The sequence below is a fragment of the uncultured Abiotrophia sp. genome, assembly GCF_938010525.1.
In the GTDB taxonomy this organism is placed as follows: Bacteria; Bacillota; Bacilli; order Lactobacillales; family Aerococcaceae; genus Abiotrophia.
On the sequence record NZ_CALLVK010000024.1, the window covers coordinates 79,473 to 98,525 of the forward strand.

The 19,053-nt window shown below is 44.3% G+C and carries 16 protein-coding genes; 1 reads left to right on the top strand and 15 read right to left on the bottom strand.

The genetic code is table 11. From position 1 onward, the window contains the following. Positions 1-223: 223 nt before the first annotated feature. The 14 genes from Q0339_RS08320 to Q0339_RS08385 all read right to left on the bottom strand — a co-directional run bounded on the left by Q0339_RS08320 (position 224) and on the right by Q0339_RS08385 (position 17,784). Complete coding sequence (locus Q0339_RS08320) at positions 224-1,600, bottom strand: N-acetylmuramoyl-L-alanine amidase (protein ID WP_298078363.1); 1,377 nt, start codon at positions 1,598-1,600, stop codon at positions 224-226. Between the two features lie 169 nt (positions 1,601-1,769). Continuing rightward, the gene (gene rpmG, locus Q0339_RS08325; protein ID WP_070755656.1) at positions 1,770-1,922 is read right to left on the bottom strand and encodes a 50S ribosomal protein L33; all 153 of its coding nucleotides are present in this window, start codon (positions 1,920-1,922) and stop codon (positions 1,770-1,772) included. A 158-nt stretch (positions 1,923-2,080) separates the two neighbouring features. Then, a complete protein-coding gene (locus tag Q0339_RS08330) occupies positions 2,081-3,124 on the bottom strand; it encodes a serine hydrolase (RefSeq protein WP_298078365.1) in 1,044 nt (347 codons plus the stop codon). Positions 3,125-3,172: 48 nt separating this feature from the next. Further along, on the bottom strand, positions 3,173-4,375 hold the full coding sequence (locus Q0339_RS08335; protein WP_298078367.1) for a hypothetical protein: 1,203 nt from the start codon (positions 4,373-4,375) through the stop codon (positions 3,173-3,175). Positions 4,376-4,490: 115 nt separating this feature from the next. Beyond that, entirely contained in the window at positions 4,491-5,933 is a 1,443-nt protein-coding gene (locus Q0339_RS08340) for an SEC10/PgrA surface exclusion domain-containing protein (RefSeq protein ID WP_298078368.1), read from the bottom strand. A 168-nt stretch (positions 5,934-6,101) separates the two neighbouring features. Then, positions 6,102-7,775 (bottom strand): SEC10/PgrA surface exclusion domain-containing protein, encoded by a 1,674-nt coding sequence (locus tag Q0339_RS08345; RefSeq protein WP_298078369.1) that lies wholly within the window; start codon positions 7,773-7,775, stop codon positions 6,102-6,104. A 537-nt stretch (positions 7,776-8,312) separates the two neighbouring features. Then, positions 8,313-12,620 carry a PolC-type DNA polymerase III gene (locus tag Q0339_RS08350; protein WP_298078370.1) on the bottom strand — a complete coding sequence of 1,436 codons (4,308 nt, stop codon included), beginning with the start codon at positions 12,618-12,620 and terminating at the stop codon, positions 8,313-8,315. Positions 12,621-12,738: 118 nt separating this feature from the next. Then, a complete protein-coding gene (gene rseP / locus Q0339_RS08355) occupies positions 12,739-14,007 on the bottom strand; it encodes an RIP metalloprotease RseP (protein WP_298078371.1) in 1,269 nt (422 codons plus the stop codon). A 130-nt stretch (positions 14,008-14,137) separates the two neighbouring features. Continuing rightward, entirely contained in the window at positions 14,138-14,932 is a 795-nt protein-coding gene (locus Q0339_RS08360; protein WP_298078372.1) for a phosphatidate cytidylyltransferase, read from the bottom strand. Beyond that, the gene (locus Q0339_RS08365; protein WP_298078373.1) at positions 14,929-15,660 is read right to left on the bottom strand and encodes an isoprenyl transferase; all 732 of its coding nucleotides are present in this window, start codon (positions 15,658-15,660) and stop codon (positions 14,929-14,931) included. Before Q0339_RS08365 ends, Q0339_RS08360 begins: the two co-directional genes overlap by 4 nt. A 109-nt stretch (positions 15,661-15,769) precedes the next feature. Continuing rightward, positions 15,770-16,675 (bottom strand): YitT family protein, encoded by a 906-nt coding sequence (locus tag Q0339_RS08370; RefSeq protein ID WP_298078374.1) that lies wholly within the window; start codon positions 16,673-16,675, stop codon positions 15,770-15,772. A gap of 6 nt (positions 16,676-16,681) precedes the next feature. Continuing rightward, positions 16,682-17,122, bottom strand: a complete 441-nt coding sequence (locus Q0339_RS08375; protein ID WP_023392017.1) for a hypothetical protein — start codon at positions 17,120-17,122, stop codon at positions 16,682-16,684. A 127-nt stretch (positions 17,123-17,249) separates the two neighbouring features. Beyond that, positions 17,250-17,465, bottom strand: coding sequence for a YneF family protein (locus Q0339_RS08380; RefSeq protein WP_023392016.1), 216 nt, complete (start codon positions 17,463-17,465; stop codon positions 17,250-17,252). A gap of 67 nt (positions 17,466-17,532) precedes the next feature. Further along, entirely contained in the window at positions 17,533-17,784 is a 252-nt protein-coding gene (locus Q0339_RS08385) for a DUF896 family protein (RefSeq protein WP_298078375.1), read from the bottom strand. 81 nt (positions 17,785-17,865) lie between these two features. Here Q0339_RS08385 and lexA point away from each other — a divergent pair, with 81 nt between their 5' ends. Beyond that, entirely contained in the window at positions 17,866-18,483 is a 618-nt protein-coding gene (gene lexA, locus Q0339_RS08390) for a transcriptional repressor LexA (protein WP_023392014.1), read from the top strand. Positions 18,484-18,537: 54 nt separating this feature from the next. Here the strand turns inward: lexA and Q0339_RS08395 are convergent, their stop codons facing one another. Then, positions 18,538-19,050 (bottom strand): adenine phosphoribosyltransferase, encoded by a 513-nt coding sequence (locus Q0339_RS08395; RefSeq protein WP_023392013.1) that lies wholly within the window; start codon positions 19,048-19,050, stop codon positions 18,538-18,540. Positions 19,051-19,053: the final 3 nt, after the last annotated feature.

Below are 19,053 nucleotides of genomic sequence, written 5' to 3' on the forward strand. Positions count from 1 at the left end.
CGTGGTACCACCTATTCTTCGCATGATTACTACATGCCTTTGGACCTTAACGGGGTCAGCGGAATAAGTTTTCACTTATTCATCTCGGTAGTGTCTTGAAGGTTTAATTTGTGTCCTTGCAGCCTAGGGAACACTCTCTGAAGTAAAACCTCTACTTGTCTACGTCATCGATTTCTTTGCTTATTTCTATGTATTTTACCGCGTTTTATTTTCTACGTCAAGCCTATTGTGCTCTAGCCGAAGATTCCAAATATTCTTCTAAGCCCTTAACAATTCCTTCAGCAACTGCATCATAGTAACCAGAATTTTGAATTAGTTTCAAGTCGTCTTTATTACTCATATAACCTAATTCTAAGAGCAGACTTGGCTGATGGTTTTCTCTTAAGACATAATAGTTACCGAAGTGAACCCCATTGTTGCCGAGGGTTTGATTATTGAGTTGGATTTTAGCTAACTCTGTATTAACTAAATTAGCTAAGGATTCATCTTGAGAATGATAGTAGTAAGTTGTAATCCCCGAGGCGATGTTACTACTTGCCTCATCAAAGTGAATACTAATAAAGGCATCCACTTTCTCTTGGTTGGCTAGCTGTGCGCGCTCTTCAAGGCTGACATCTGTATCGCTCGTACGAGTCATCATGACAACTGCACCTTGAGCTTCTAATTTAGCCTTCAAGACATTTGAAGCAGCTAAGGTTACGGCCTTCTCTTGAGCATATGGATCTTGGCTAATAGCCCCTGGGTCGCTCCCACCGTGGCCCGCATCAATTAAGATAACCGCCCCATTGAGGGAATGTGCAATCGGACCATCCACATGGTCTTTAGAGGCATCTTCAAAGGCTACAATACGAGACTCTACATAGCCACGTTGACCATTTTGGTCCTCTACATGATAGAATTCTGTACCGTCGTCGCCATTAACCGTTCCCAGATATTTGAAACGCTGATTAAAGCTTGGGTTATAGTAAGGTGTGCTCTCAAGATTTGGCTCACTGTGGAAGGCCTGACCTTCTGACCGAACTTGAATATATTGGGCATTGGTAATGTCAATATCCTCAGGCCGAATCGTCTCCTGTTGAGCTTGAATTTGCTCCTTGGTAGAAAGGGTTAAGTCAGCTGTGGCCACATAGCCCGGTTGATTATTAACAATCAGTTCAGTCCAGCCCTTTGACTCACTCACCACATCGTATTGGTAACCTTCGGTCAAATCCCGAATCTTGGCACTCGAAGTGGATGCCTTTTGGTAGAAAGGTGTAGTTTTCTTAACTTGTGCTGTCAAGCCTTGGTCAGATGACAGACTTGGTTGGTCTAATAGCCATTGTGGTAGCCAACCTTCCCGTTGACGATAGCGAACATTAAGCCAGTTCTCTTCCTTCTTAATGACATGGACTACTTGATCTTTGGCAATAGAGCTAATGGACTTAGCGTTGGTATCCGGTGATTGTCTCAGCGTGACACTAGCATTCTGAATGGTCACCTGACTCGATGTTTGTACCCAGAAAACCACCAGACTGGACAGAGTCAGGATCACAAGAAGGACTAGCAAGGGGAAATAGCGTGGTGACCGCATAGCTTGGCCTAATTTATTAAACTTTTGCACTTTATTTCCCCTCCTTTCACTAATGCTAATCTATTATATCAAGCGTTTTCCTGTATTTTCAACTTATGATTGTGCTTGTCATCTAAACGTAATATAGTTTCTGGACAAATAGTAAGAAAACAGCTCGTAGTCAGTACTACGAGCTGTGGCTTGTATCTTATGCCGCGTCTTACTTCTTCACTTCACGGTGTAAAGTTACTTTACGCAATCTTGGGCAGTATTTTTTTACTTCTAAACGATCTGGGTTATTACGTTTGTTTTTGGTAGTTAAGTAATTACGATCGCCGCATTCTGTACATTCTAAGTTAATGTTAACACGCATTGTCACAACCTCCTCAAATCATTTCTTGCTGATACCTCAACAGTACTCAAGTATTATAGCACGAACACTTTATAAATCTCAAGCCTTTTTTGAAAAAACTTGAAATTCTAGCACTCGCTAACACATATGCTCAAGACTAGCTAGCTAAGACCTGTCTTTTAGTCTTTCATAAGCTCATAGACCCGCTGACCAATCTCTTGGAGCGGCTTTAACAAGTCACCTTGTCCTGGACCTTCTTGTACGACCACTAAAACATAGGCTGATTGATTAGATTCCTGTACAATGGCTGCATCATGTTGCAAGCCCTGGGCTGAGTTGGTTCCTGTCTTATTATAGCTGGTGACGCCTTGTGGAAGTGACGCAACTAGCCCTTGACGGTCTGTTTGTTGGGCTAAAAAGTCTAAGAAAATTTGATCCTGTTCTTGCCCTACTAGCTTATGCTGATATAGCTTGGCTAAGAGCTGGCCGACTTCACGCGCACTGGTGAAGTTTTCCCTTCCTTCAGCAATCGCGACTTGGTCCATCATTAAGCGCTGTAAACGAGTATCTTGATAGCCAAGGGACTGAATCTTGGCTTGAACCGCAGATAGGCCACCTAGACGTTCAATAATCAGATTGGTTGCGGTATTATCAGAGTGAATTAACATTTCTAAGGCCAAGTCTTCAAGGCTATAGGAAGTGCCCGGCTCTGCCGCTTGGAGATTGCCTGTCCCTCCTACCTGGTCTTCAGCCATCATGCTAATCATCTCTTGCCAACTTAAGTGTCCAGCCTTAATTTCCTCTAACAAGACTTGCATGATGAAGAGTTTGATAATGCTAGCCGACTTGATTGACCCCGACTGATTCACCAAAGCAGTCCCTTGACTACTTGGCGTCACTTCTTGGAAATAATAGGCAAGCTTAGTTGATTTGGTTCCATATAAATCAGAAAATGCTGACTGGACAGCTTGATTCTTATCAGAGAGAGACTGGCTTGGTTGGGATTCGACAGACGGACTGTCCGATGATAGAGCAAGTAGTCTAGTAGAGGCCTCCGACTCTTGACTGGACACAAGGACTGTACTCGAAACTTCAGGTTTCTTAGGTCTTTGTGTCATGGCTTGATAAAGGAGAAAGCCGAGTCCCAAGAATGCGACCCCAGCGACCAGCATCAAGATAATAATTAAGTAACGACTGAAGTCAGGTTGGCGATTTGATGACATAGTATTTCCTCCCCTTGTTACTTAAGGACCAGATTGTCTGTTGACGTCCTATGGATTTTTGGATTCTATCTCGAAATAGATTTCCTTATTGGCTAATTCGTTCTTAACCTTTAAAAGTAGGTTTTCCCCTTTTGGTGCTGGTAAAATGACATAGCCTTTTACACTTCCCCCACCTAGCATATAACGCGATTCATATTGGTCTCTAGCCTTCTTAAGTTGGTAGAAGCCCTTAAAGACATGGTCTTGACCTTGACTATCCACTAAGGATAAATGACTTATACTTGGACTAGACTCAAACACCTTGTCTTCAAGCGTTGGCGCCAAGCTAGACTCCATATGTAAAACTAAGAACTCTTGGTCAGACTTCATATCATCAGCCATGCGTTGATAATCATTCGGGCTAAGTAAATCCATAGCCTTTTGATTAGCTTGATCTCCATGCCAAGCATTTAAAACTGTGATCCTGTGAGATATAGCGAGGATACCGTAACCACCATCACTCACCTCATAGGGCATGACATAGTTAATTGGTTTGGTTTCAGTGAAGGGAACTGGCTTTTCCTTGGTTCCCCACTGTGCTTGTTCGGGAGTTTCTGCTTGGACTTCCTTAGTAGGAACTGTAGTGTCTTGCCCCTTCTCTACTTGGAAGAAAACTTCATTTGATAGGCCGTCCTTGGGATAACTAAAGATAAGCGGAGTATCTTTGGGAACAATTGCGACCAAATAGCCATCATGCTCATTACCAGGATATAAAGACAACATATCAAAGGCCAAATGGTCTGGCAAGTCGGCGACATATTCATTTGGAATCCCGCTCCCAGACAAATCAAAGAAGGGATTGATGATACCGGCGTGAGTAAACTCTTGGTGATTTTCATCGCCCGACTTGTAAGCTAGTTTTAGATGCAATAAGAGAATCTCTTGGTCGTCATCCAAAGGCTGACGGTTGGGCTGGTAGGATGGAGCTAGCTGCTGCAATTGATGCTCAGCCTTCTCCCCCCGCCAAGATTCAAGGATGGTAAAAGAAAGCTGGCTCTTGGATCCGTCACGAGACTTCTTCTCATAGTCTAGGGCCTCCCCTAGAGGGATAGGGTTTTGTCGTGAGCCTTTTTCCTTGGAAGGAGATTCATCTTGACTATTGTTGCCTGTGCTACTAGCGAGATCACTACTTTCGCTAGCCTGAATAAGAGTCAAAGGTTGACTCATAGCTAAAGCTACCAAAGCCACAAGAATTGCGAATTTTTGTTTCATATCCTATACCTCATTTCATAGAACTTGGCATTATTATAACAAAGTTGCCACTCATCTACAAGTCATTCTAAAAAAGACTAGAAAGTACTTACTCTCTAGTCAGACAATACTTAATTTATCCTTGGCGTCGTCTAATTTCAACTTGTTTGAGGTAAATAAGGCCAGCAGCTGCCGCTACAGCAGAGACACCCCCGAGTAGTAACCAATAGCTTTCATCCTCAGAAGCCGATGATGATATAGGCTCCGTACTCCCACTACTATTAGGTTCTGTTGAATCGCTAGACGCATTATAAGAACTCGCGCTTGAATGGGGAACTTGACTTGAACTCACACTTGCGTTTTCTTCTTTTTCTTCAATTGATTCACCACTTGCTTGTGTTCTTTGGGCCATCACGTTACCTTTTTCCACTAAGCTTGGTAATTCTCTACGAGGCCTTTGTTCCAGCGGACTAGGCGTTTCATCCTCATTAGGTGACGTTTGATTTGGATTTAGAAGAGGCTTGGGCTCCTCTAGATTTGGTTTAGGATCAGGTTGTGGTAATATAGGATCAATAGGAGATATTGGATCTAATGGAGGTTGTGGCTCCACTGGATCAGTAGGCAAATTAGGTTCAGTAGGTCCTGAAGGATCTAAAGGATTGTTAGGATCCGTTGGTTGGTTGGGCTCTGATACCTTGTTAGCTGTTAGAAAATTAAGTGTCAAGAAATATTGACTTTCTTGATTTTCGCTTACAATACGCGTCAAACCTAAGCCTAAAAGCGGCTTACGGCTAGACCTAGCACTGTCAACACTGAGCAAATAGCGCGCCGGCAGATAAGAATCTGCATGACTTTCAAATAACATTCCGATAATGCCCTGATAGATTGCGCCTTTTACTTGACCAAGATTCTTAGCTTCTGCAAAATTCGTCTTCATTGGCATCCAATATTGATACCAGGCACTATCGTAGGGGCCAAATAGTTCGTATTCCCATTGGCCATGATACCCTTGCTCATTTGCTTGCCAATTCTGTGATTGATAACGATCAGCCAATACTTGGCTGGCTTCTTGAAGAGAAGCATCAACTTGATAAGGCTGATGGCCCCATTTAGCACGCAAAGGATTGACTAAATCAGTCAGCCACTTTGCCAACTGCATCCTCTCTTTATCCTGCAGATTATCAATAGCCAGGGAAGTTTCGGAGTCTAGTTTACTTGGTAGATAGCCAGAATTTTGCTCTAAGCCGCGTTGACTAGCTTCTATCAAGTTTAGCTCATCTTTTAAGAGTTCCTCCTCAGTATAACCTTCAGGTAAAGTGATGGATGACCGAGTGTTTTGCTCAGATGACTGCGAATTGTCTGAATGTCCACTCTTATCTAATTGAATGGGCTTAGCAGGACTTGCTGAGATTTCAACCTGTAGATCGTCTGAAGACTCTTGGCTAGTGACAGATCCTTTCTCTTCTTGAGCGCTAACATGATGACCATGAGACGTCAGCCAAAGGAAGGATGCTACCGCAACGGACACAAGACCCACACTTAATTTACGGATAGCATAGCGGTTAATTCTGGATTTCATGGGGGTAACCTCCTCACTTATCGCTTCAGTATTCTGTGTCCTATTATAGCAATCTCTTGGCTCAAAACCTACCTTAAATCTGACTTAACACCCAAAATTTACCTTACTGTCATATTATTAACATTATGGACGAAATGAAAAAAGACAGCCTAAGCTGTCTTTTTCAAATTATATTTTACGACGCTTGAATACCAATAATGCGATCCCTGCTATAGCTGTCATAATGGCAGCTCCAAGCGCTAGCAGGTTAGAGCTCTCTCCAGTGTTTGGCAATGCCTGTTCTACTGGACTTTGACCATTGTCTTTTGGTGCCATTTCACTTGGCTTATTTGGATCACTAGCGTTGGCCTGACCAAGTCTATCAGCAGCAAGGTCACTTACTTGACTCGGTTGACTTGGAGTCGTTGGCTGACTCGGCTGACCTGGAGTCGTTGGCTGACTCGGTTGACTCGGAGTCGTTGGCTGACTCGGTTGGCTCGGAGTCGTTGGTTGACTCGGTTGGCTCGGAGTCGTTGGTTGACTCGGTTGGCTCGGAGTCGTTGGCTGACTCGGTTGACTCGGAGTCGTTGGTTGACTTGGTTGGCTTGGAGTCGGATCAGACGTATAATCATTACCTGGTGTGAACTCGCTAGATCCATCCTTTGGTGCAAACATGGTGTAATACTGAGTACCAAAAGATTTAGCATCGCTTGCACCCGCGCGGTTTGTTGAAATCCCTAAGTAAACATCGTGATTACCATAAGGATTTTCAAAAAGTAAGAAGTTTCTAGCATGCCCAAAATTAGCATGGCTATCATCGAAAAGCATCCAAACTGTTTGGTAGTGGAATTGCTTTTTAAGATCATCCATTGTTGTGGTATTTGGATTAATGGTTGCTAAGTTCTCCCCCCAACCATTGGCAACATTTGCTAAAGCTCGGGAAGTGGCATTCGTATCATGGCTCCTTGTCCATGCATACCAATTATCCTCTTTGTAGGCATTGGCAACTTTTTGCGCGGCATTGACAGAGCCTGCATTAACCTTATAGGGTTCTTTCCCGAATTGTTGGCGAATCGGATTAATCAGGTTGGCAACGAAGAGCGAAAGTTCTTTACGTTGTGCTTCCGTCAAGTTCGTAACATCAACGATTTCCTTCTTATCTGCTTCGTTAGATTTGTAAGTATTGAGAGCACGTCCAGGCTTAGCAATTGCGTCAATATGACTCGCACTATAGGCACCTGGTTCAAATAGACTTGGTGTAAAGCCTGGTGGCAAGATAATACGATTTTCAGCCGCACTATTTGCGTTGGCCAAAGGTTTTACTTCTTCTATCTGATTAGCTGCATTGGCAGCTGCCACTTGATTAGCAACTGTCGCTTCCGCTTCTTTAACGCTTGGTGCAGATTCTTCTGAGCTAGTGCTTGCTTCATCAACACTTGCCTTTGCTTCAGTAGCTTGTGAGCTTAAGTCCTCAGCTGATACTTCTTGCTTAGGTTCATCTTGTGATGCAAGTCCCTCAGATTCCTCCAACTTAGTTAAGTCAGATGCAACTGATTCCGCTTCTGTTTTAGGCAAATCTTTAGTGACGTCTAAATCAGTTTCAGGTGACTTATCAGCCTCAAGGGCTTTGGTGTCAACTTCTAAATCTGTTTTAAGATTATCTTCAGTTGGACTTGCCTCCTTCACTTGAGTAATCTCTGGTGAACTTGCCTTAGCGACTAAGGCTGATTGTTGGTTCAAGTCTGCTGCATTAACAACAGCATTCCCAGAGCCCAAGAACATCAAAGCAGCAACCGCAACTGAGGCAGTTCCCACTTTGAGCTTACGGATCGCATAGCGATAGACCGTATTGGTTAGCTTCATTTTAAAACCTCCAATAAATTTTAGTTATGCAAATATTATATCTAGTTTTTTCAGCCACCACAATGCTTCATGCCCTTAATTCATTTTACTGAAACATTCTTAACACCTGTAAAAAAAGCCTATAAATAGCGTTTAATCAAGGTTTTCAGACACTTAAATCAGTCTAAATGCCTATTTAATCTGTAACAAACAGACCTATGCATTGCAATAAATTTGCTTATACAAAAAAGGAGGTGAATAGCTATTTTTATAACAGATTTACGCCTATATAATTAGACATCTAACTAGATAAGCTAAATTTTTCAAACTCCTCCATTAACGAAATGTAATTTCAATAAGCTAACCTAGATGTTGTTCGAACATTTCTGTTGACTGAGTGATAAAATATTATGATATAAGATTAGCTATATAGATTGAATATTCACGTATCCTTTACTTAAGGGGTCCTGCATTTTATTACAATCAAGTTTCAAATTTGTAATTGTATACACAATATCGATTATAAAAAAGCGCCCGCATGGTGCGGGCGCTAATTCATCAAAAGAGACTTAATTGATCTGAGTCAGGCAAGCCATTAAGGACGCCTTGTTCACTTAGGTAATCAAGTATGGTCTTAGAGACCTTGCCACGTTTCTGCAAGTCTTCCTTAGACAAGAATGGGGCTTCCTGACGGGCCTTAATAATTTGTTGGGCCACGTTGGCACCCAAACCAGGTACGGCCCGGAAAGGTGGAATCAGGCTATTACCCTCAATAATAAAGCGATCAGCATCAGACTTCTCTAAACTGATCATCTGGAAGTTAAGGCCACGCTCCAACATCTCATTAGCCAATTCTAAGACCGTTAAGAGGTTCTTGTCCTTAACTGAAGCATCAAAGCCCTTATCATTGATTTCCCTGATACGGCGCTTAACCATTTCCTTCCCTTGGTGCATGGCCACAATGTCAAAGTCATCTGCCCGCACTGAGAAGTAAGCGGCATAGTACATAATAGGCATGTGAACCTTGAAGTAAGCAACCCGCAAGGCCATGAGGACATAGGCAGCCGCATGGGCTTTAGGGAACATATACTTAATCTTCAAACAGGAATCAATATACCATTCAGGCACCTTCTTGGCCCGCATTTCTGCCTGCCAATCCTCTGGAATCCCCTTCCCTTTACGGACGGACTCCATAATCTTGAAGGCCAAGCCGTCCTCTAAACCATAGTAAATCAGGGTGACCATAATATCGTCACGACAGCCAATTACCTTAGCAAGAGGCGCGATCTTGTTTTTAATTAACTCTTGGGCATTGCCTAGCCAAACGTCGGTCCCGTGGGAGAGCCCAGAAATTTGCAGTAGCTCGGCAAAGGTCGCTGGTTTGGATTCTTCCAACATACCTCGTACGAAGCCTGTTCCGAACTCTGGAATCCCTAGCGTTCCAGTTTTAGAGAAAATTTGCTCTGGTGTTACCCCTAGAACTTCGGGGCTGGAGAAGATCTTCATGACATCCGGATCGGTTGGTGGAATGGTCTTAGGATCTATCCCCGATAAGTCTTGCAACATACGAATAACGGTTGGATCATCGTGCCCTAGAATATCTAACTTGAGCACGTTATCGTGAATGGAATGGAAGTCGAAGTGGGTAGTCCGCCATTCAGCTGTCACTTCATCGGCAGGATATTGAATTGGCGTAAAATCATAAACATCCATATAGTCTGGAATAACAATAATCCCACCCGGATGCTGACCGGTCGTGCGTTTGACCCCTTCAATTCCTTTAGCTAGACGTTCCTTCTCAGCTTGTGGTAGGAATTGTTGGGCTACTTCTAGATAGCCTTTGACATAACCAAAAGCCGTTCGTTCCGCAACCGTCGAAATGGTTCCTGCCCGATAGACATAGTCCTCCCCAAAGAGTTCCTTAGTGTAGGCGTGGGCGCGCGGTTGATAGGCCCCAGAGAAGTTCAAATCAATATCGGGTACCTTGTCGCCATAGAAGCCAAGGAAGGTTTCGAATGGGATATCCTGTCCGTCTTTGTTTAGCGCGTGGCCACAGTGAGGACAGCCTTTGGCTGGTAGGTCATAACCCGAACCGACTGAACCATCCGCAATAAACTCTGAATATTGGCATTTTGGACAATAATAATGTGGAGCCAATGGGTTGACCTCGGTAATACCTGTCAAGGTCGCCACTAAGGAAGAACCCACCGATCCCCGGGAACCAACGAGATAACCGTCGGATACTGACTTGTGGACCAACTTCTGCGAAATCAGATAAATAACGGCAAACCCATTACCAATAATGGACTTGAGTTCCTTTTCAATCCGCTTCTCTACAATCTCAGGCAGAGGATCACCGTAGAGCTCTCTGGCTCGTTTATAGGAAAGTTCAGTAATCTCCTCGTTGGCGCCAGGAATATTTGGCGTATAGAGTTTGTCCTTGATAACCTCGACTTCTTCCACCATATCCGCAATCTTCTGAGGATTGGTGATGACAAGCTCATAGGCCTGGTCCCGTCCCATAAAGTCGAATTCTGCCATCATCTCATCTGTCGTGCGGAAATGAACAGGCGGTAGATGTAAGGTCCGATTGGCGTTAATCTTCATGGAACGCAAGAGAATTTCACGGTAAATAGCATCCTTAGGTTCCAAGTAGTGGACATCCCCTGTCGCCACTACTAGCTTGTTCTTGTCTTGACCCAGACGGACCATTTCTTTCATGATGGTTTCTAAGTCAGCTTCGCTACGAATTAATTCCGTCTCGATTAAGGGACCATAGACAGACTTAGGTTGTAACTCAATGTAATCATAGAAATCAACCAACTTCTCCGCTTCATCGTAGCCCTTTTGCATCATGGCGGTAAAGACTTCTCCATTGGAACAAGCTGTTCCAACTAAGAGATTGTCTCGATACTTGGTCAACAAACTGCGCGGAATACGGGGTTCACGGAAGAAGTATTGAACGTTGGAGGCTGAAATTAACTTAAAGAGGTCTTTAAGCCCTTCTTGGTTCTTAGCAATCAAGGTGGCATGGAAAGGTCGAGCCTGTTTATAGCTATCACCTTTCCCTACTTGTTCATTGAGCTGGTCATGACGGACCATGCCGTATTGTTCTTTGGCTTGATCCAATAGCTTGTAGCAGACATATCCAGTTGTCTCAGAGTCGTAAACGGCCCGGTGGTGTTGTTCTAAGGTCACACCATAATGCTTAGCCAAGATATTCAAACGATGAGACCGCATGTCAGGGTTAACCAAACGCGACAACTCTAGCGTATCAATAACGGGCTGATTAGGCACTGGCATGCCAAGACGCGCATAGGTCTTATTGAGGAAGCCCATATCGAAGCTAGCATTGTGAGCGACAAGAATGGTATCTTGGGAGAAATCAGCGAATCGCGCCATGACCTCTTCTTCTGGTGGTGCATCGGCTAACATAGCGTCCGTAATCCCGGTCAATTCGGTAATCATGGCCGACAAATGATAACCAGGATTGATAAAGGCTTCGAAAGTGTCGATAACCTCGCCATCCCGCATTTTAACCGCTGCTAACTCAATGATGCGGTCATAGACAGAAGACAGACCCGTGGTCTCTACGTCGAAGACCACATAGGTCGCCTGATCTAAGTCAATGGCTTGCGGGTTATAGGCAATAGGTTCACCGTCATTGACCACATTAGCTTCAATCCCGTAGAGAACCTTAATGCCATGCTTCTTACCTGCTGCATAGGCATCAGGAAAGGCCTGAGCGCCCGCATGGTCGGTAATGGCAATAGCCGAATGGCCCCAGGCAGCTGCTTGGGCAATCAAATCCCCTACCTTATTGGTGGCATCCATTTGACTCATATTAGAGTGCAAATGCAACTCAATCCGCTTAGCGCCGTCCACCCCTCGGTCTTGGCGTGAGGCCTTGGAGATTTTGCGAATACTACGCGGCGAGAAGTCCATCTCTCCCGTAAAGTTATCAGCCTTAAGGCTACCTTCCAGACGGACCCAATCCCCCTTCTTGAAGAGGCCAAAGGATTCCTTCTTAATGTTACGCCCTGCCATCAGTTTAGCCGTAATGGAGGAAGTATAGTCGGTCACCTTCATAATCATGAGCTGGGAACCTGAGCGGAGCTCGCGGACTTCATAGTCAAAAATATAACCTTCAATAATCTGATTAAAAGGATTGTCGTAGACTTCCTGAATCGAAATGGCTGGCATATCTGGGATGTCCTTACCAATTTGAGGAATATCGGTATTCTCTACGACCACCTTGCTTTGTTCTTGGCGTCGTTGTTCTAATTGAGCCAATTCTTGCCGCTCGCGCTCTACTTCAGAAGCCAGATGCTGCTGAGCTTGTAGCTTAGCTTGTTCACTTACCTGATCATCTACTAGGTAGACTAGTTGCCAGTCATTCAGTTGGTTTTGAGCTAGTTTGAGTTTGAAGGCTTGGTCATAGCGGGTTTTAACCACTTGGACCTGGTCTTCAGTGGCTAAACCTACTTGAATTTGGCCATCCTTGACCTGATAGGTAGCATTAGCTAATGCACGCTTAATAAAGCTCGATTCCTGGCCCATTACCCCTAGAATAGACTGCCAGTAATCTAGCATTTGGCTATCATCTAGGCTAGTCGGTGATTGATACTTCCACCAGACTTCTGTCTTGGCAATCCCCTCGAAGGCTAAACGCATATGGTGCATAAGGGCTTCATAGACGTGAGGATGGAGACGTTCTACCTGACTTAAGGTAAAATGCCATTCACCAGACTTAGCGTGAACCTTAACAGACTCTATCTGAGTCTGGGATAGTTCGGCCAGCATGTCTGCGTCTTGCAGCCCAATTTGGTCCAATAGATGTTCAAATAATTGGCGATTCTTGGCCATAAGTTCCCTCCGTCCACGGTGATTTGCATACCTTCTTATTATAGCATAAGCCCCCTCTAAAATCACCTGAGGTCACGCTAAAAAAGAGACCTACCCTGGGTAGATCTCTTATTCATCACTATTGTTGGAAGAGTCGGCTGATATCATTCCAGGTGACAGCCAGCATAAAGGCGACTAAGATTAGAGCCCCAATGATGGTTAAAACTCCTTCTTTTTCTTGGGATAGGGGCTTGCCCCGCACACCCTCAATGGCATTGAGAACAATCTTACCACCATCCAAGGCAGGAATTGGTAATAGGTTGAAGGCGCCAATATTAGCTGACAGCAAGCCGGTTAGGAACAGTACTGGCATGAAGCCCTCAGAGGCTGCTTTAGAGGTAATCTGAGCAATTGCCACAGGCCCACCGAACTGATTGAGGTTGAGGCCACGAAGGAAGATACCCACAATAGCGGCAGCTACACCCGTGATTTGAGACCAAGTTGCGGTGAAGCCATAAGCAATTTTAGCCCAGAGATCTTGAGTCTCTGGTTGCGCTACGCCAATCCGACCGATTGTTGCTTGTTCCACTTGGTCAGCCCGGATAGCAACTGGTAATGTCAAGTCTTGGTCGCCACGATGGACCGAGAAATCTACCGTTTGACCTGGCTTGGATTGAATGGCTTGCACCATTTGACGCCAGTTGGAAACCTTAGTTTGACCAATAGCATCAATCCGGTCACCTGCTTGCAGACCCGCTTGGGCTGCAGGAGAATCTGGTTCAATATAACCTAAGACATTGGCCTCAACCGGTACTCCACCTGGGCGGACAAAGGCCACCACAACAAAGATCAAAATAGAAAGAATAAAGTTATTCATAGGTCCCGCTACATTGGTCATGAACTTAGCCCATGGCTTAGCAGCTCCATAAGTGACTTGACGCGGTGCTACTTGGATACTAGACCCGTCTGCTTCAATGATGCGGGCCTTGTGGTCTACTTGATAGGTAACCAGATCTTGACTACCGAGCGGTAAGGCTGTAATGGTCATGGCATCCGTTAAATCCAACTGATCCACTTGAACTGGCACTTCGTCTTCAAGGGCTACTTTTGAGGTATTAATGCGGGTTACTAGCCCAGCTTCATTCAAGACAAGGCCTACTTGCATACCGGCTTGAACTGCATCCTGATCCTCCCCTAGCCCGGCTAGACGAACATAGCCTCCTAGGGGAATCATTCGAATGGTATAGAGGACCCCGTCCTTTCCCTGATGGCTGAAGAGCTTAGGCCCCATCCCAATGGCAAACTCGCGCACCAAGATACCAGCCTTACGGGCAAAGTAAAAATGGCCGAATTCGTGAATACTTACGATTACGGTAAAAACAAGTAAAAATACAATCAATGCTTGCATGGTCAACTTCCTTTATCTATTTCAATTCAAAAATTTGCTTAACTTAACCTCTTAAATATACCCTAATTAGGCCCATAATGCAAAAATAGTCAACCAGACTCCAAATCATAGAGTTTGGCTGACATGATTGCTATTTGAACCAGTTAAACCAGGTCATAAGAAAAAAGCTGGTAAAAAGGGTTGAGTCAAAACGGTCTAAGACCCCGCCATGGCCCGGCAAGAACTTACCGGAGTCCTTGACCCCAAAATGTCGCTTAAAGGCTGACTCTACCAAATCTCCTAGCTGACCTAAAACTGACAAGGCGATGGCTAGTAATATATAGTGTTCCGAACCACCTAAATGTGGATCAAAGAAGTAATTATAGAGCACTGCTATGACTACCGCACTGGCAATCCCCCCTAGCGAACCTTCGATGGTCTTATTAGGACTCAATTGAGGCGCCAGCTTATGCTTGCCCAAACGTCGACCAACGATATAAGCTCCGGAATCCGTTGCAAAAATAATAGCAAATTGGAAAATAACTAAGTCTAAACTAATTTGTCGTAACTCAATCAAGTAACGGAAACCATAGCCAATGTAGAGGGCACCAAAAATCAAAAGGGCTGCTTCTTCAATATTGAAGGTCTTGTACTCATAGACCGTCAGGACTAAAAGCAACATACAGCAAATATAGAAGAGATAAGTGAATTTCAGACCTGGAATCAAGGCAGATTGGTAGTTACTGGGTAGAATCATGAGGGCAACCGCAATGGTTGCAATGACCCCGACCAAGTTGAAGTATTCAATCTTCTTCATATTAGCTAATTCAAAGAGGGCCATAATCCCTAAAATTAAGAACATACCCGTAAAGACCTTGCCCCCAACCACCACAACCGGAATTAGGACGGCTAAGGCCGCTAGGGCGCTGATTACTCTTACTTTCATTCAGTATCCAACACCTTTCCAAATCGTCGTTGTCGGTTGGCATAGACCGCTAGGGCCTGGTCAAAATCGCCTTCATCAAAATCAGGCCATAGGCGTTCAGTGAAATAGAACTCACTATAAGCCGCCTGCCAGAGTAAGAAGTTGCTGAGACGCTCTTCACCACTAGTCCGAATAATCAAGTCTGGATTGGCTAAGGCCCCAAACTTGGCGGTTTCTAGATTTTGTCCAATTAAGTCAGGGGTGATGTCTTCCGGCTTCAAAGTCCCACCAGCTACTTGACGGGCTAAAGTCTGAACCGCATGACTAATTTCGTCTTGAGAGCCATAGTTGATGGCAAAGTTCAATATCAGGCCGGTACAATGAGCTGTATCGGCAATAGCTTGCTTGAGGACCTTGCGTGTCCCTTCAGGTAGGCCTTCCAAATCGCCAATAGTCTCTATCCGCACATTCTGTTCCAGTAATTCAGGCACAAACTTGGCAAAAAACTCCTTAGGCAACTTCATTAAGAAGCTGACTTCCTGTTCAGGTCGTTTCCAGTTCTCGGTTGAGAAGGCATAGACCGTCAGCATTTTAACGCCCAATTGATTGGCACGTTTGGTGATTTTCTTAATGGTATCGACACCTTTTTTGTGTCCTGCTACCCGAGGTAGGAAACGTTTCTTAGCCCATCGGCCATTTCCATCCATAATTAGCGCAACGTGCGCAGGCACCTTACTTAAGTCAGCCATGCCAAGCCCTCCTGTCTTCAAATTCCACTATATTATAACAAACTCTGACTCTGATTGAAACGATTTAAACTAAAAATCCCCTCTGAAACTATCAGAAGGGATTTGATCATTAAACAACTGATTCTTTTCTAAAGTTGGCCTGTTGCTCTCGATTTAAGAAATTGCCGGTCACCATGGTGGACTGGACCACGTTAATAAAGGCCTGGGAATCAACTGAAAGCACTGCTTGCTGCAAATCATAGAGTTCATGACGACTTAAGACTACCATTAGGACTTGCTTGGGTTCTTGCGAAAAGGCACCCTGCCCTTCTAACAAAGTAACGCCACGTATGACCCGTTCCTGAATGGCCTTAACCACTTGGTTAGGGTCTTGGCAAATTACAAAAGCAGTCAAACGTTGCTCACCTGTATGGATCGCATCAATGACTATCCCCGCAATAAAGATGGCAATGCAACTATAGAGAGCATATTCCCAACTATTAAGGAAGCCAGCTCCTACTATGACCAAACCATTGGTCAAAAAGGACATAAAGCCGACATTGCGACCTGTTTTCTTAGCAATCAAGAGGGCAATAATATCAAAGCCTCCACTGGACATACCAAACTTAATCAAGAGGCCGACCCCGATACCCGAAATCACCCCACCAGCGATTGCAGCTAACAAGGTATTATCGGTCACTTGTACAATCGGCACCCAGTTACTTACCAAGGTGGACAAGAAAATACTGGTCACGGTCAAGATAGAAAAGCGCCGTCCTAAATAGAGCCAACTCAAAATCATCAAGGGAATATTGAGAATGAAATAGAGATTACCAGCTGTTAAGAGATTTGCTAAGGGAGTATCCTTGAAGATGGCCAAGATAATTTGCGCCAAACCAGGCACGCCATTAGAAAAAATCAGATTCGGAACATAGAATAAGTTAAGGGCAACTGCAAAACAAAGGGCTGAAAGCCATAATACGACGCCGGACAGGATTCTTTGTCCTTGACTGGAGCGAACAAAAGACGTCAGCATGAAGTTTTACACCTCAGCAGAAGGACCTAAACCAGCAGTTAAGGCTTCTACCATATCCTTAGCGATAGCTGAACCATAGACAATCGTTTCATAGAGCGGTTGTGGATCCACGCTAGCGCGCATCAAGTTACGTTGGAAAATTTCCCCATCGCCCGCTAAATAAAGAGCAAAATAACCGGTACGGGTTTCATTTAATTCGTTAATCAATTCCAAGGCTTGCGCACGTTGCTTATAGTCTTTCAGCATATGAACATGGCGGTAGATGACTTGAGCATCACAATAAGGTAAATCTGAATTTTGAACGATGACTTCCACAATCAGGTCACGTACTGGGGTTACACCAAAACGGAAACGATAGAGATGGTGACCTCCCTCAATCTCCAAGTATTCAGCTGGTAGTTCTTTCTCAGCAATGAGTTTGTCGAAATTTTCCTTGATAATAGACATAGAGCTTCCTCCTCGATTTAACTTTCAATACTCTTATAGTGTACCACGTTTGCTAGGACTTTTCATCTGTAAGTAACGTGCCTAGATAAAGAAAAAGTCCACCCTAGGTGGACTTTGATTCTCTTGATTATTGACGAACCTTCATTTGGGCCATGATTTGCTGAACCTTCTTCTTAGATGGTTTTTGACCCATTGAAGCCATCATTTGCGTAATCATGCGCTCATCAATCGGTGGGTTTTCCTTAAAGTATTTCATCATGTAACGGCGCGCCATAAAGAAGCCACCAACAAATCCGCCGATTAAGGCGACTACGACAATGATTAACCAAATCCATGTTTGCACTGCCTTCTCCTCACTTTCTTTTCATGTTACTCTTCTATTTTACACAACTTTCCGTCAAAAGCCTAGTCTAATCTTCTAAATGACGGTTATGAATTTTCTTTTCTTTTTGAATCTGTTTGAGTTTGTCAGGAGTCACATCGGTCCCCTCTTGGTCGACAATCTTCATACCTTCAATATGATTGCGCATGCCATGGCGCAAGCTAGCCAAATACTCTTGACGCAAAGTGGCCTGTTCTTGGGCTTCTTCAGGTGTCAGACCTTGACTTTTCTTCTTACGCGCGAGGACATTAATACGCTCAATTTTTTCTGGTGATAACATTGGATACCTCCACGAACATTCGTTTGCATTTTGGACAATAGGTGTGCTATAATAAGCTTAAGATATAAGGAAGGTGAGGACATGACGACATTATCCACTAAACAATTAACCATACTCTCATGTATCCATGAGGCTATTGAAGCCAACGGCTATCCCCCTACAGTTCGAGAAATCGGTGCAGCAGTAGGACTTGCTTCTACTTCAACTGTTCACGGCCATCTAGCACGCCTAGAACGGGCTGGTTACATTATTCGTGACGCCAGCAAGACACGGGCCATCGAACTTTCTCCCCTAGCTCAGGAAGCCTTAGGTATCCAACCCCAACAAATTCCCTTGCTAGGTCAAGTTGCTGCCGGTGCCCCTATTCTGGCCATCGAACATGCCACAGATTACTACCCTATACCACCTGGATTAGAGCGCTATGAACCTAGCGAACTCTTCATGCTAGAAATTAAGGGTGAGTCTATGGTTAATATTGGCATTCTAGATGGGGACTACATCACGGTCCGCCGTCAAGCAAGCGCCAATAATGGTGATGTCGTGGTTGCCATGACCGAGGATAATGAAGCCACCTGTAAGACCTTCTTCAAGAAGTCCGATCACGTCATCCTACGGCCAGAAAACGACCACATGGACGATATCATTTTGCCTCAGGTGACCATCCTAGGTAAGGTTGTCTCCCTCTACCGTTATTTCTAAGTCTCTTATAGCCATGCCCTCAGTCTAAGACTGGGGGCATATTTTTCTTTTCTCTTAGTATTGCATTAAAGCCTTGTAGTCATAGCCTGCTAATTTTTCTTTCCCGTTTAAGTCAACGAGTTCAATTAAGAAGGCACAGCCAACGACAACGCCGCCTAATTTTTCAACTAGGTCGATAGAGGCTTTAATGGTCCCACCTGTTGCCAAGAGGTCATCGGTAATGAGGACACGTTGGCCTGGTTTAATAGCATCTTCATGCATAGTTAAAGTCGCGGTACCATACTCCAATTCATAGTCTACATCGACCGTTGGGCGTGGTAATTTGCCTTTCTTACGAACTGGGGCAAAACCAATCTCTAATTCATAAGCAACTGGGCAGCCTACGATAAAGCCACGCGCTTCTGGACCTACAATCACATCTACTTGTAATTCACGAGCGTAGTCCACTAATTGTTTAACAGATTCGTGGTAAGCTGGACCGTCTGCCATGAGAGGGGTAATATCACGGAAAACAATGCCTTCTTTTGGATAGTCCATGACTTTAGCAATATAATTCTTCAATTCCATTAT

Bases quoted from the DNA above. Each gene is read 5' to 3' on its own strand.
- rpmG (WP_070755656.1), bottom strand. From the start codon at position 1,922: ATGCGTGTTAACATTAACTTAGAATGTACAGAATGCGGCGATCGTAAT.
- Q0339_RS08330 (WP_298078365.1), bottom strand. From the start codon at position 3,124: ATGTCATCAAATCGCCAACCTGACTTCAGTCGTTACTTAATTATTATC.
- Q0339_RS08335 (WP_298078367.1), bottom strand. From the start codon at position 4,375: ATGAAACAAAAATTCGCAATTCTTGTGGCTTTGGTAGCTTTAGCTATG.
- Q0339_RS08340 (WP_298078368.1), bottom strand. From the start codon at position 5,933: ATGAAATCCAGAATTAACCGCTATGCTATCCGTAAATTAAGTGTGGGT.
- Q0339_RS08345 (WP_298078369.1), bottom strand. From the start codon at position 7,775: ATGAAGCTAACCAATACGGTCTATCGCTATGCGATCCGTAAGCTCAAA.
- Q0339_RS08350 (WP_298078370.1), bottom strand. From the start codon at position 12,620: ATGGCCAAGAATCGCCAATTATTTGAACATCTATTGGACCAAATTGGG.
- rseP (WP_298078371.1), bottom strand. From the start codon at position 14,007: ATGCAAGCATTGATTGTATTTTTACTTGTTTTTACCGTAATCGTAAGT.
- Q0339_RS08360 (WP_298078372.1), bottom strand. From the start codon at position 14,932: ATGAAAGTAAGAGTAATCAGCGCCCTAGCGGCCTTAGCCGTCCTAATT.
- Q0339_RS08365 (WP_298078373.1), bottom strand. From the start codon at position 15,660: ATGGCTGACTTAAGTAAGGTGCCTGCGCACGTTGCGCTAATTATGGAT.
- Q0339_RS08370 (WP_298078374.1), bottom strand. From the start codon at position 16,675: ATGCTGACGTCTTTTGTTCGCTCCAGTCAAGGACAAAGAATCCTGTCC.
- Q0339_RS08375 (WP_023392017.1), bottom strand. From the start codon at position 17,122: ATGTCTATTATCAAGGAAAATTTCGACAAACTCATTGCTGAGAAAGAA.
- Q0339_RS08385 (WP_298078375.1), bottom strand. From the start codon at position 17,784: ATGTTATCACCAGAAAAAATTGAGCGTATTAATGTCCTCGCGCGTAAG.
- lexA (WP_023392014.1), top strand. From the start codon at position 17,866: ATGACGACATTATCCACTAAACAATTAACCATACTCTCATGTATCCAT.
- Q0339_RS08395 (WP_023392013.1), bottom strand. From the start codon at position 19,050: ATGGAATTGAAGAATTATATTGCTAAAGTCATGGACTATCCAAAAGAA.